At 74.5% G+C, this 12,957-nt stretch carries 7 protein-coding genes; 1 reads left to right on the top strand and 6 read right to left on the bottom strand.

Annotated elements, in window-relative coordinates; genetic code table 11:
• Positions 1-118 precede the first annotated feature (118 nt).
• Positions 119-970 carry an NAD-dependent epimerase/dehydratase family protein gene (locus tag ABZW17_RS22955; protein WP_354817534.1) on the top strand — a complete coding sequence of 284 codons (852 nt, stop codon included), beginning with the start codon at positions 119-121 and terminating at the stop codon, positions 968-970.
• 10 nt (positions 971-980) lie between these two features.
• Here the strand turns inward: ABZW17_RS22955 and ABZW17_RS22950 are convergent, their stop codons facing one another.
• The 6 genes from ABZW17_RS22950 to ABZW17_RS22925 all read right to left on the bottom strand — a co-directional run bounded on the left by ABZW17_RS22950 (position 981) and on the right by ABZW17_RS22925 (position 12,952).
• Positions 981-7,325, bottom strand: a complete 6,345-nt coding sequence (locus tag ABZW17_RS22950) for a type I polyketide synthase (protein WP_354817531.1) — start codon at positions 7,323-7,325, stop codon at positions 981-983.
• A gap of 19 nt (positions 7,326-7,344) precedes the next feature.
• Positions 7,345-9,465, bottom strand: coding sequence for a DUF6351 family protein (locus ABZW17_RS22945; RefSeq protein WP_354817528.1), 2,121 nt, complete (start codon positions 9,463-9,465; stop codon positions 7,345-7,347).
• 149 nt (positions 9,466-9,614) lie between these two features.
• On the bottom strand, positions 9,615-9,851 hold the full coding sequence (locus ABZW17_RS22940; protein WP_354817525.1) for a helix-turn-helix transcriptional regulator: 237 nt from the start codon (positions 9,849-9,851) through the stop codon (positions 9,615-9,617).
• Positions 9,852-10,072: 221 nt separating this feature from the next.
• The gene (locus ABZW17_RS22935) at positions 10,073-11,080 is read right to left on the bottom strand and encodes a hypothetical protein (RefSeq protein ID WP_354817522.1); all 1,008 of its coding nucleotides are present in this window, start codon (positions 11,078-11,080) and stop codon (positions 10,073-10,075) included.
• A gap of 5 nt (positions 11,081-11,085) precedes the next feature.
• Positions 11,086-12,393, bottom strand: a complete 1,308-nt coding sequence (locus ABZW17_RS22930; RefSeq protein ID WP_354817519.1) for a hypothetical protein — start codon at positions 12,391-12,393, stop codon at positions 11,086-11,088.
• Positions 12,394-12,418: 25 nt separating this feature from the next.
• Positions 12,419-12,952: a hypothetical protein gene (locus tag ABZW17_RS22925; protein ID WP_354817516.1), complete on the bottom strand. Its 534-nt coding sequence runs from the start codon at positions 12,950-12,952 to the stop codon at positions 12,419-12,421.
• Positions 12,953-12,957 lie beyond the last annotated feature (5 nt).

The raw sequence follows: 12,957 nt of genomic DNA, 5'->3' as shown, positions 1-12,957 counted from the left end.
CACCTCCCGCCCCATCATCGCAGCTCGGTGATGCCGTCGCGGCATCACAGCGCGCGGAACGGGTCTTGGACGCGCCGCGGGGGCCCGGGTCACCGTGGAGAGGAACGAAAGGACAGCGATGAAGATCTTCCTCACGGGCGGTTCGGGCTACATCGGCCGCGCGACGATCGGCGAGCTGGTGCGGCTCGGGCACACCGTCGAGGCGCTCGCCCGCAGCGAACGCGCCGAAGCCGCGGTCGCCACCGCCGGGGCGAGCGCGGTCCGCGGCGGCCTGACCGACCTCGGCGTGCTCAACCAGGCGGCTGCACGCGCGGAAGCCGTGATCCACCTCGCGCAGGCCACGACCGGCGAGGAGGACCTGGCGGCCGCCACCGCGATGCAGGACGGCCTCGGCGGCGGCGCCTACGTGCACACCGGCGGCAGCTGGGTCTACGGCGACACCGCCGGCGTGCGCGACGAGACCGCGCCGTGGAACCCGCCGGTGATCGTGGCCTGGCGCCGGGCCGCCGAGGACGCCGTGCTGGCCCGCGGCGGACGGCCGGTCGTCGTCCAACCCGGTCTGCTCTACGGCGGCGAAAACCGCCTGATCGACGCGTTTTTCGTGCAGCCGGGCCGGGACGGCGGCGCCGTCCCGTACCTCGGCGACGGAGGCAACCACTGGGCGTTGATCCACCTCGACGACCTCGCCGCCCTCTACGCGGCGGCGCTGTCGGCTCCGGCGGGCTCGGTGTACCTGGGGGTGGGCGGGGTCAACCCGACGGCCAAGGAGGTCGCCGAGGCGTGCGCCCGGGGCGCCGGGCTCGACGGGAAGACGGTGTCGCTCAGCCTCGAGGAGGCCCGCGAGCGGATGGGCCCGATCGCCGACGCGTTCGCCCTCGACCAGCAGCTGACGTCGGCCAAGGCCCAGCGCGAACTGGGCTGGCGACCGGTGCACACCGACCCGCTGAGCGAACTCGCCACCGGGGTATGAGCCGGGCGGCTCAGCGGTCGGCCGCCTCCAGGAGGTAGCGCGCCAGCTCCGCGACGGTCGGCCGGTCGAACACCACGGTCGCCGGCAGGTCGACGCCCGAGAGCCCGGTGAGGCGGGTGCGCAGCTCGATCACCGTCAGCGAATCGAAGCCGAGCTCCGGGAACGGGCGGTCGTCGGCGATCACCGCCGGGTCCGGGTGGCCCAGGACCGCCGCGACCTCCGCGCGCAGCAGCTCGCGCAGCTCGGGCTCGGCCGGGTTCTCCGGCCAGCTCGGCCGCGGCGGCGCCGGGCGGACGGCCGGCCCGCCGGTCGGCGGGGCCATCGACGCCGACGGGTCGAAGCGGACCGGCGCCAGCACTGGTTCGGGCGAGCCGAGGGCGGCGTCGAACAGGGCCAGGCCCTGCTCCGCGGTCAGTCCCTCGACTCCGGAGGCCTGCATCCGCCGCCGGGCGGTGGCCGAGATGCGGTCGCCGAGGCCGGTGCCGAGCTCCCACAGCCCCCACGCCAGCGACAACGCGGGCCGTCCGGCCGCGCGGCGGCGGGCCGCCACCGCGTCCAGCACCCGGTTCGCCGCCGCGTAGTTGGCCTGCCCGGCCTTGCCGAACACGCCGGCGATCGAGGAGAACAGCACGAACGCCGTCAGCGGCAGATCCCGGGTCACCTCGTCGAGGACCAGCGCCGCGTCCGCCTTGGGGCGCAGCACGGCGTCCAGGCGGTCCGGTGTCTGGGCCGCCAGCACACCGTCGTCGACCACCGCCGCGCTGTGGATCACCGCCGTCAACGGCGGGTCGCAGCGGGCGACCAGCCGCTCGACGGTGGCCCGGTCCGCGATGTCGGCGGCGACGATCCGCACGTCCGCGCCGAGGCCGAGCAGTTCGGCGGCGCCGGGGGCGGCCGGCCCGCTCCGGCTCACCAGCAGGAGGTGCCGGACGCCGTGCGCGGTGACGAGGTGCCGGGCCAGCAGGGCGCCGAGCGCGCCCGTCCCGCCGGTGATCAGCACCGTCCCGGTCACGTCGATCGGCCGGGCCGGCGCCGGGGCGGCGCGGGTGATCCGCAGGACGTGCGGCACGCCGTCGCGGACGGCGATCTGCGGCTCCGCGCTGCCGCCCGCCAGCTCCGCCACCCGCGCCACCGGGAACCCCGGTTCGAGGTCGACCAGGCCGATCCGGCCCGGGTGCTCCGCCGCGGCCGCGCAGCCGAGTCCCCAGGCCGCCGCGGCGGCCGGGTCGGGGTCGGGGCCGGTCGCGTTCCGGGTGACGAGCAGCAGCCGGTCGGCGCTGCCCTGCCAGTCGTGGAGCACGGACAGAGCGTGGCCGGCCGCCGCGCGCACGTCACCCGGTGCGACGGAGACGATCCGGACCGGTTCCGTGGCCGCCGCCGGGGCCATCGGAATCCACTGTGGACGGTAGAGCATCGTGTCGGGCGCCGCCATCGGCCGGGTCGTCAGCGCATCGACACCGGCCACCGGGTGCCCGTTTTCGTCGTACAGCGTGACGCGGACGGAGCCGGTGCCGAGGCGGACGCCGTGCACCCGGGCCTGCCGGGCCCCGGGCGCGTGGACCTCGACCCCGTTCCAGAGGAACGGCACCCGCGCCGGCGCCCCCGGCCCCTCGGCGAGCGCGGTCGCGTGCACGGCCGCGTCCAGCAGGACCGGGTGCAGCTCGAACCGGCCCCCGACGTCCGGCGGCACCGCCACCTCGGCGAAGAACTCCTCGCCGCGCAGCCACAACCGGTGCACGGCACGGAAAGCGGGCCCGTACGCCAACCCGCGGTAGGCCTCGGCGACGTCGGCTTCGGCGGCCCCGGGCGGCGGCCACTCCCCGCTCCAGCCGGGCGGGGTGGCAGAGCGAGGGCGCAGCTTGCCCCCGGCGTGCTTCCGCCACTGCCGGTCGTCGCGCGCCCGGGCGTAGACGTCGATCCGCGGCTCGTCCACGACGACCTGGACGTGGACGTCCTCGGTGTCCAGGCGCAGCGGGGCCTCGATCGTCAGCTCCTCGACGGCCGCCGCACCGGCGTGCAGGGCCAGCTCGGCGAACACCGTCCCGGGCACCAGCACGGATCCGCCGACGACGTGGTCGGCGAGCCACCGGTGGCGGCGGACGCCGAGGGAGCCGCCGTGCACCACCCGCGGCGAGTCGGGCGCTTCCAGGGCCGGGCCGAGCACCGCGTGGTCGCCGGCCGGCTGGTCCGGGGCCGGCTGGTCCAGCCAGTACCGGGTGCGCTTGAACGGGTAGGTGGGCACCGGCGTGATCCGCGCGCCCGAGCCGGCGAACACCGCGGGCCAGTCCACCCGGGCGCCCGCCGTGTGCACCGCACCGGCCGCGGCCAGCACCCCGGTGCCCGACATCGCGGCCGGCGCGAGCGGCAGGACGTCGGCGGCGAAGCGGCCGAGCACCGGCGCCGGCCCGATCTCGAGGCCGACGACCGGGCCGGGCGCGGCCGCGGTGGCGAGCGCGTCGGCGAACCGGACCGCCGAACGGGCGTGCCGTCGCCAGTGGCCGGGCTCGATCTCCTCGATCCGCTCGCCGGTCACGCACGAGACGAGCGGGAGCACGGGACGGTGGTGCCGCAACCCGGCGGCGACCTCGTGGAACTCGCCGAGCATCGGCTCCAGCAGCGGTGAATGGAAGGCGTGGCTGACGCGCAGCAGCGTCCCGCCGCCGAAGCGGCCGGCGAGCGCCGTCGTCGCGGCTCGCTCCCCGGAGAGCACCACCGAACGCGGCCCGTTGACCGCGGCGACGGCCACCGTGCCGCCCACGAGCGGGACCACGTCCGCCTCGGCGGCCGCCACGGCGATCATCACCCCGCCGCCGGGCAACGCGGCCATGAGCCGGCCGCGCGCCGCCACCAGCGTCGCCGCGTCCGCCAGCGACAGCACGCCGGCGACGTGCGCGGCGGTGATCTCCCCGATCGAATGGCCCAGCAGGACGTCGGGGCGCAGGCCCCACGACTCGTACAACCGGTACTGCGCCACGCCGAAGGCGAACAGCGCGGCCTGCGCGTGGTCGGTGCGGTCCAGCGCTTCCCCGTCCGCGAAAGCGATGTCGCCGCCCAGCGCTTCGCACGCCTCGGCGAAGGCGTCGGCGAACACCGGGAACCGCTCGGCCAGGTCCCGGCCCATCCCGGCCCGCTGCGCGCCCTGCCCGCCGAACAGCACGGCCAGCCGGGTGCCGCTGCGGACCGTGCGGCCGGGCACGCGCCCCTCGGCGACGGCGCGCAGGGCCTCCCGGTTCCCGGCGGGCACCAGCACGCGGTGCGCCAGCGGCGTCCGCCGGGCGAGGGTGTAGGCGACGTCGGCGGTGTCGGGCACCTCGGCCAGGCCGGCCGCGACGAGCCGGAGCGCGTCGCCGTCCGCGGCGCTGAGCAGCCAGGGCGCCGCGGGGAACGGCCGCGCGGCCGGGGTTTCCGGCCGCGGTGCCTCCTCGACGATCGCGTGCGCGTTGGTGCCGCCGATCCCGAAGGCCGACACCCCCGCCCGGCGGACGCGGTCGGACCGCGGCCACGGCCGGGCCTGCGCCAGCAGCGCCACCCCGCCGGCCGGCCAGTCGACGTGCGGGCTCGGCTCGGCCGCGTGCAGCGACGGCGGCAGCTGCTCGTGCTGCAACGCCGTCACCACCTTGATCACGCCGGCGATCCCGGCGGCGGCCTGGGTGTGGCCGATGTTCGACTTCACCGAGCCGAGCCGGAGCGGTTCCCGGCGCCGACCGCGCCCGTAGGCCGCGATCAGCGCGTCCGCCTCGATCGGGTCGCCCAGCGGCGTTCCCGTCCCGTGCCCTTCGACGGCGTCGACGTCCGCCGCGGTCAGCCCCGCGTCCGCGAGCGCCGCCGCGATCAGCGCCTGCTGGGCGCGTCCGCTGGGCGCGGTCAGGCCGTTCGACGCGCCGTCGGCGTTCACCGCGGTGCCGCGCAGCACGGCGAGCACCGGGTGCCCGTTGCGGTGGGCGTCGGACAGCCGTTCCAGCAGGACCACCCCGGCGCCTTCCGACCACGCCGTGCCGTCCGCCCCGGCCGCGTAGGACCGGCAGCGGCCGTCCGGGGAGAGGCCGCGCTGCCGGCTGAAGGCCAGGAAGGTCCGCGGGGTGGCCATCACCGTGGCCCCGCCGGCGAGGGCGAGCGAACACTCCCCCTCGCGCAGCGCCTTCGCGGCCAGGTGCAGCGCGACCAGCGAAGACGAGCAGGCCGTGTCGACGGTGAGGGCCGGCCCGGTGAGCCCGAAGGTGTAGGAGATCCGGCCCGAGGCCACCGCGTGCGAAGAGCCGATGCCCAGCCACGCCTCGAGTTCGTGGTGGGTGGTGAACCGGCTCGCGTAGTCCTCGTTCATCACGCCGACGAACACGCCCGTGTCGCTGCCCCGCAGGGCGCCGACGTCGATGCCGGCCCGCTCGAACGCTTCCCAGGAGGTCTCCAGCAGCAGCCGCTGCTGCGGGTCGGTCGCCAGCGCCTCCCGCGGCGAGATGCCGAACATCCCGGCGTCGAAGTCCGCGAAGCCGTCGAGGAACCCGCCGCGGCGGGTCACCGAGTGGCCGATCCGGTCCGGATCCGGGTCGTACAGCCCGGCCACGTCCCAGCCGCGGTCGGCGGGGAACTCCCCGGTCGCGTCCACCCCGTCCGCCACGAGCCGCCACAGGTCCTCCGGCGAGCGCACCCCGCCGGGGAACCGGCACGCCATCGCCACGACGGCGATCGGTTCCGCGGGCGGCGCCGGGGCCGTCCCCACCGGAACCGGCTGAATCGCCGGAATCGCCGGGCGTGCCGAGCCGAGCTGGGTCAGCTCGGCGATCACCGCGCGCGGCGTGGGGAAGTCGTAGATCAGCGAGTGCGGGACGGGCACGCCGGTCAGCGCGGTGATCCGGTGCCGGAACTGCACGCCGGCCAGGGAGGACAGCCCGAGGTCGGTGAACGGCCGGTCCCGCCAGCCCTCGCCGCCGTCGTGGCCGCAGAGGGCCGTCAGCTCGGCCCGCACCACCGCGGCGAGATCCGGTTGCTTCAAGGCGTTCCGCCTCGGTTTGCCCGACGCGGTCCGCGGGATCGCGTCGATCTCGACGTAGGCCACCGGGACCTTGTGCAGCGAAAGCCGGCTGAGGCAGCGGCGACGCAGGTCCTCGGCGTCGAAGCCGTCCGGCCCGGCGACCACGAACGCCACCGGCACCTCGCCGACGACGTCGTCGGGCCGTCCGGTCACGACGACTTCCCGCACCGACGGCGATTCTTCGAGCACCGCCTCGATCTCGGTGGGGTGGACGTTCTGGCCACCGCAGACGATCACGTCGTCGACCCGGCCGGCCAGCACCAGCCGGCCGTCTTCGAACCGGCCGGCGTCGCCCGTGCGGTACCAGCCGTCCACCAGCGGCGACGCCGTTTGCCCGTGGTAGCCCAGCAGCAGGCCCGGGCCGCGGACGAGCACCTCCCCCGCGTCGATCCGGACCTCCATGCCGGGCACCGGGACCAGCCCCGGCGCCCCGGGCCGCTCGGCCGCGAGCTTGCCGCCCGTTTCGGTGCTCCCGTAGCCGTCGACGAGGGGAAGGCCGAACAGGTCCCGGACCGCGGCGCGGGTCGCGGGCGTGCACGGCGCACCGCCGGTCAGGCACAGCCTCGGCGCGGCCACCGGGCCGCCGGCCTCCTGGCGGAGCCGGTGGTAGGTGGCCGGCACCCCCGCGAGCACGCAGCCCGGGTGCTCGGCGAGCAGGTCCGGCGAGCAGCCGTCGGCGAGGCGGGTGTGGGCGCCGAGCGCGATCGTGGCGGTGAAGGCGAGCGACAGGGCGTAGGCGTGGTGCAGCGGCAGCGGCCACACCACGGTGTCCCCGGCCTCGATCCCGAAGAGGGGGTTGTAGCAGGCGGCGGTCGACCACAGCAACGCCCGTTGCGAGAGTAGGACGCCCTTCGGCTGCCCGGTGGTGCCGGAGGTGGAGAGCAGCCAGGCCGGCTCGTCCAGCCCGAGATCGTCCCGCGGTTGTCCGGTCCCGGGCGGCGGCGGATCCTCGACGAAGAGCACCCGCAGGCCCAGGCGGTCCGCCACCGCGGCGTGGCGCGCCTCGGTGATCAGGAGCGTCGCGCCCGAGCCGGCGGCCAGGCGGGCGAGCTCGGCCTCGGTCGACCGCGCGCTCACCGGCACGCCGACGGCGGCCGCGCGCAGCACCGCCAGCAGCGCGACGACGAACTCGACCCGGCTGCCGACGTGCACCAGCACGCGATCGCCGCGGGAGACGTCGAGCCCCGCGGCGAGCTCGGCGCTCGCGCGGTTCAGCTCGCCGTAGGTGAGCGTCCGCCGGCCGTCGGAGTACGCGAGGCGGTCCGCGGGGTGCGCGGCCAGCGACGTCGGCAACGGCTGGATGAATTCGGTCCGGATTTCCTCCACCGCTCCGGGTATACCGCAATCAGCGCGGCTTCGTCGGCGGCGTGGTGCCGGTCCGTTCGTCGCCGTAGCTCAGCCAGGTCCCGATCGGCGCCCGCTGGCCGACGCCCGGACGGCGGTAGTCGCAGACGCCGCCGGGGAACGCCGATCGCAGCCGGGTCCGCTCCGCCGCGGTGAAGGCGACGGGGTAGTCGCGGAAGTCCAGCGGCCGGAGCCGGCACTTCAGGACGTCGAGGGCGAGGCTCTCCCCCGCGACCATCCGGGTGTTGGCCGCGACCGGGTACTGCGCGCCGCACCGGCCGCTCGCCGGGTAGGTCAGCGGCTCGGTGATCCGCGACGCGGGCGACAGGTAGCAGCCGTCGCCGAGGTCGGCCGGCCGGTTCGCGAGTACCTTCTGCGGCCGGTTCCGGTGCGAACCGTCGGCGTCGATCGCGGTGAGCCAGCGGTCCATGGCGTCGAGCTCGTAGGCACCGGCGGCCGCGGCTTCGGCGGCGGTGGCGTGGTTTTCGATGATGACCTGGTTGCCCGCGGTGCCGTTCGCGCGCAGAAGCCGTTGCCGCATCACGTAAGACCACTCGGTGGTGTGGATGTCGTTGCCGAACCCGGCGAAGTCGAGGTCGGTGCGCTGGTCGATGATCGGCGTTTCCCGGAGCCCTTGCGAGCCGGAGTTCACGACGTCCTCGGCGTACACTGTGGACAGTGCACGGGGGTCGGCCGCGATCCGTTGCGGCACCGGGGTTCCGGTGTGGTCGAGGCCGCCGATCGACGCGTTGAGGTCGACGAACTGGGCCGCGGTGATCGTCCCGGCCTGCAACGCGGCCAAGCCGTACTGCACGCCGGTGGTGTCCAGCGGGCTGGGCACGAACCCGGTCCGCGGGTCGCGCCCGAGCTGGTTGACCAGCTGCTCGTTCGAGTTGCACTTCACCCCGCCCGGGTTGGTGACGGGATCCCAGCGCGCGGCGACCGGGATGGCCGCGTTGCAGCTGCCGGTCGCGGTGGCGCGGCTGGCGAAGGTCCTGTCCCAGGACACGCAGGTGTCATAGCTGCCGAAGCCCGCGACGGCCTGCTTCTGCGCGGCGGTGAACGACGCGCCCGGCCCGGCGAAGTACCGCTCCAGCAGGCGGCAGTCCGACACCGGGCCGCCGGTGCTCAGCGGGTCCGGGAACGAGACGCCGGGGATGATGCCGTCGACGATGCCGGGGTAGTTCTCCGCGATGTCGTACTGCTGGATCGCCCCGCCCGAGCCGCCCCAGCCGATGGTGTGGGCCACCGGGCCGTAGGTCTCGGCGAAGTGTTCCTTGACCATCATCGCCGCCTCGGCCGAGATGATCGGGCTGCAGTTGGTGTCGAGCACGTTCAGGGTCGAGGACGCGACCGCGTAGCCCCGGGCCAGGAACAGGTCGTTGACCACCCCGCCGGTCGCGGTGCCCTGGTGGTAGCCCGCGTTGCAGCCGCCGCCGAAGGTGTAGACCAGCTTCCCGTTCCAGCCGCGGTCCGGCGCGACGGGCGACGGCGGGCCGTCGTAGAGGGCCGCCATCTCGTAGACGGCCCGGTCGATGGTGCCGCGCTCGACGCGGACCACGTACGGCACCGCCCGTCCGCCGACGGTGGCCGTCGCGAGGTCCGCGGGCCGGCTCGCCGGGTCCGCCAGTGGCGCGAAGGTCCCGGCGGTGGTCCGGTACTGGTAGCTGACCTGCGTCGGCGCGCTGCAGAGCGGCGGCGACGCCGCGGGCAGGCCGAACGCCGTGGTCTCGCAATAGAACGGCAGCTGCTGCGCACCGGAGAAGACCGGCCCGGTGATCGGGTGGTTCGTGACGCGCAGCGTCGCCCGCCGGTCGGCGCTCTTCGCGCTCAGTTCGTTGGGTCCGTCGCGCAGGCCGGTGACCAGGCCCAGCAGGCTGCCGTCCGGCTGGGCGCGGAAACCCGGGGTGACGTCGTGGCCGTTGGCGCTGACGGTGACGCGCCGGCCCGCCGGGGCCACCTTGACCAGGACCTGTCCGCCGCTGACGAGCGCGGGCCGGGGGTTCGACACGGTCTCGATGGTCAGCGGCCGCCCGGGCGCCGCGGTCGCGACCCCCGGCAGGAGCAGCGGCGTGACCAGGGCGGCCACCAGGACGGATGAGCGCAAAGCACGGTTCGCCACCGGACACCCCACTCGCTGAGTGGCACCGCATCGTCGCGGCACCAGGCTGCAGCCGGTATAGCACCTGCGCCCCGGCCGGAACAACGGCGTCGTGGTTCCGGCGCACCTTGCGGCCGGTGGTCGCCGGCGGGGACGGTGAACCGCGCGGATCAAACGTGGCAGGCCACCATCGGTGCCCCGGCCGGCACCCGGACCGGCTCGATGCGGGCCTTCCCTTCGACGAACACCACCGCCGCGCCGACGCGGGAGGCGACACCCAGCTTCCGGATGATCCGGCTGACGTGCGCCCGCACCGTGCGCTCGCTGATCGCCAGCCGGTGGGCGATTTCGCGGTCGGTCTTGTCCTCCGCGACGATCGCGAGCACTTCGAGTTCTCGCTCGCTCAAAACACCCAACGGCCCACTCGGCACTCCGGTTTCCACGTTTCCCCCTCGACCCGGCCACCCGCCGTGCGTCCGCACCGCCGGCTGCCCCCCACGGTCCCAGGTCCCGTCGACAATCCGTCGACAGCCGGCCGGCGTCGTCGGTCCTCCGGTTCCACGCCACCGGGAGTTGCTTGTCCACATCGGACAGTCCGGCGCGAACAGGCCGAGCCGGCCGCTCGGAGCTAGGAAAGATCCGTCAGCCACAGCCAGCCCGTCCGTCCCGCGTACCGCCCGCCGGTCACGGTGACCTTCGCCCAGAACCACGCCCGGGACGCCACGAGCGACCTCGGGCGGATGTCGATCCGCTGCACCGGCGTGCCCTTCGGCAGGGTGGCGATCGTCCTGCGCGTGACCGGGTCGTCCCACAACCGGGCGCTTTTCGCCTTCACTTTCCGGTCTTCGGCGATCGGCACCGGTTCCGGCCGGGCGCCGGTGGTCGTCGTGCTGTCGTTCCACAGCCGGGCCGCGACCAGGAAGGCCGGCGACGGCACGCTCGCCGACCCGATCTCGAACTTCAGCAGCGCCGGCGCCTGAGACGTCCGGGGGTCCGGCCACCGCCAGCCCCACCGCACCGAGCCGTAGTAGGTGCCCTTCTGGGCTCCCGCGGTCGCGAGGGCCGCCGTCTCGAACTGCTGGCTCCAGCCCCCGGTGTGCGCCGCCTCCGCCGACGTGCCGATGTCGCCGGAGGTCAGGGTCGGCTGGTCGTTCATCGACGCGTCGGCCGCCTCCCCCTTGCCGTTCGCGTCCTTGTGGCGGAAACCGGGACTCGCCGGGGCGTACCACGGCACCGCGCTGCGCGGTAGCTGGTCGATGTGCGCGCCGTCGCCCGGCACCATCCGGCTTTCGGCGGTTTTCCGCTCCTTCTCGCCGGCGGTGTACTTGTTGTGCGGCAGGTCGTTCAGCACCGTTCGCGCCAGCTGGACGAACTCGATCCGGTCGGCGTCGACGGGTACGTCGGGCTTGAACGAGAGGGCGATGTCCGCCCCGTACCCGACGAGCAGATCGCCGTCGTCCATCGACACGTTCGTGAGGGTGTAGCGGCCGACGGTGAACGAGCCGGCCCACGTCCGCACGGTGCCCGCCGGGCTCGGCGGCCGCCGGGGCGGGCTTTCCCGCTCCGGCGGTTCGGCCACGGACGGGTGAGTCCACTCCCATTCCCACCGGGGTTCGGGGAGGGTCCAGCCGCGCACCTCCCTCACTCCTTGCGGCCGTTGAGCGACGGCGCCAGGGTCGCCCCGTTCGGCGACGGGGCGGTCCCGGTGGCCGGCGGCGCCGCGGGCACGGGCACCCGCAGCGGCTGGGTGCCGGTGACGACGGGCCGCGGGTAGGCCGGCGACTCCTTGACCCGCTCGCCGGTGGCCGACTGCCAGTTGTTGATCACCGAACGGGCGTCGCTCACGAGGTTGTTCTTGCCGGTGAACAGGCTCGCCGCGGTCTCTTCGGTGTCGAACAGGCCGAGCTCGATGCCGCGCAGCAGGGTCGACATCGGTTCGGCGAGGTCGAACAGCTCCCGCGAGCGCAGCGCCGGGGTGATCCCCACCTTCTGGCCGAGCGCGCCCAGCCGGTCGGCCGCGTTGCTCGCCTGCGCCTGCAGGTCGGTGATCACCGACGTGTCGGTGTCGATCGTCAGGTGGAACCAGTTCAGCATCGTCACGTAGGCGAACTCCTCGCGGGCGAGGGCGCCGCCGCGGCGGCGGTTGCCGAGCAGGTCCTTGATCGCGGTCGACAGCAGGGCGATGTAGCCCGGGTCGGTCGGGTTGGGGCCGCTGTTGTTCGCCGTGTTCTCCAGTCCGATCCAGACCTGGCGCAGGAATTCGCTCCACTTCTGCCGGAAGTCGAGGTTCACCGGTCCGGTCAGCGCCTTCCAGTCGGCGAGCGGGCCGGAGCCGGCCCACACCGGCGGCACCGGGTGGGCGAGATCGAGGCCGAACATGCGCCAGTAGGCGTTGCGCCGGTTGGTCCGGTCGTACGGGCGGACTTCGCTGAGCACGCTGGCCACCGAGAACGTCGGGCTGTCGCGGAAGAACAGCTGCTCGGTCGCGCGCAGCCAGGCGATGCTGTCCGGCGACAGCACGCCGAGCGTCTCGCCGACCAGCAGCCGCCGCACGACTTCGGCGAAGATTTCGACGATCCCCGTGCTTTCGAGGACGTAGGCGTAGGCCAGGTGGTGCCAGAGCAGCGGCGGGCAGAACAGCTGGTTCGGCCGCCCGCTCCACTCGAACGGCCCGCCGGAGTTGATGCCGGACGGGGCGAGGAACGCGTTGATCCCGTTGGTCGAGGGGAACGGGTCGTCGCCCGGCTGGGTCGGCAGGTCGAGCGCGTCGAGCACCGTGTCGTCGAAGAAGGTGGTGAAGAACCTGAGGTCGGTCTGCCCGGTCGGGTCCGGGATCTGCGGGGTCCGGCGGGCCCCGCCCCACACCTCGTCCAGGAAGTAGGCGATCTGCCAGGGATGCAGCCGGAACACCCGCTGCGTGCCGAGGATCTTGGCCAGGGGAAAGAACATGACGCTGTCTCCGTTGTCTAGGGGGTCATTCGCCCGGTACCGGGTCCTTGCACGGGCCGATCGCGACCGGTACCCCGCCCTTCGCGGTGAACGTGACGATCGAGTCGATCCGCTGGTCGTACCGGATGGCGTTCTCGCCCTCGTCGATGAGCACGGGCCTGCCGTCCACCAGCCCTTCCAGGAACTGCGAAACGTTCGCCGCGCGGATCCTCGCCGCGGTCGCCGCGCCGAGTCCGGTGAAGGTGAGGGTGCGGGTGTCGCGGTCGACGACCACGGTGGTCAGCTGGAACACGCTCGGTGCGCGCCGGCCCAGCGCGAAGCCGAGGAAGTTGTAGGCGAAGCGGACTCTGACCTGTTCCTGGTCCGCGGGGGCGTCGGCCGTCGTGGCCGGCGCCGGCTCGCCGGAGCCGTTCCGCTGGGCCAGTTCGCCGATCGACTTGGTCAGGGAAACCAGTTGGGCCAGCATGGCGTCGTGGTCGCCGGCCGGCCGGACCTCCGCGGCGGCCGGTTTCGTGCGACCGGCCACCGCGCGGGACTCGGTTGTCTTCGGGTTCGTCATGGGTT

The sequence above is a fragment of the Amycolatopsis sp. NPDC004625 genome, from assembly GCF_040609695.1.
GTDB lineage: Bacteria > Actinomycetota > Actinomycetes > Mycobacteriales > Pseudonocardiaceae > Amycolatopsis.
This window is presented reverse-complemented; position numbering and strand designations above follow the sequence as displayed.

Excerpts from the sequence above, each read along its gene's own strand:
- ABZW17_RS22955 (WP_354817534.1), top strand. The coding sequence starts at position 119 with ATGAAGATCTTCCTCACGGGCGGTTCGGGCTACATCGGCCGCGCGACG.
- ABZW17_RS22930 (WP_354817519.1), bottom strand. The coding sequence starts at position 12,393 with ATGTTCTTTCCCCTGGCCAAGATCCTCGGCACGCAGCGGGTGTTCCGG.
- ABZW17_RS22925 (WP_354817516.1), bottom strand. The coding sequence starts at position 12,952 with ATGACGAACCCGAAGACAACCGAGTCCCGCGCGGTGGCCGGTCGCACG.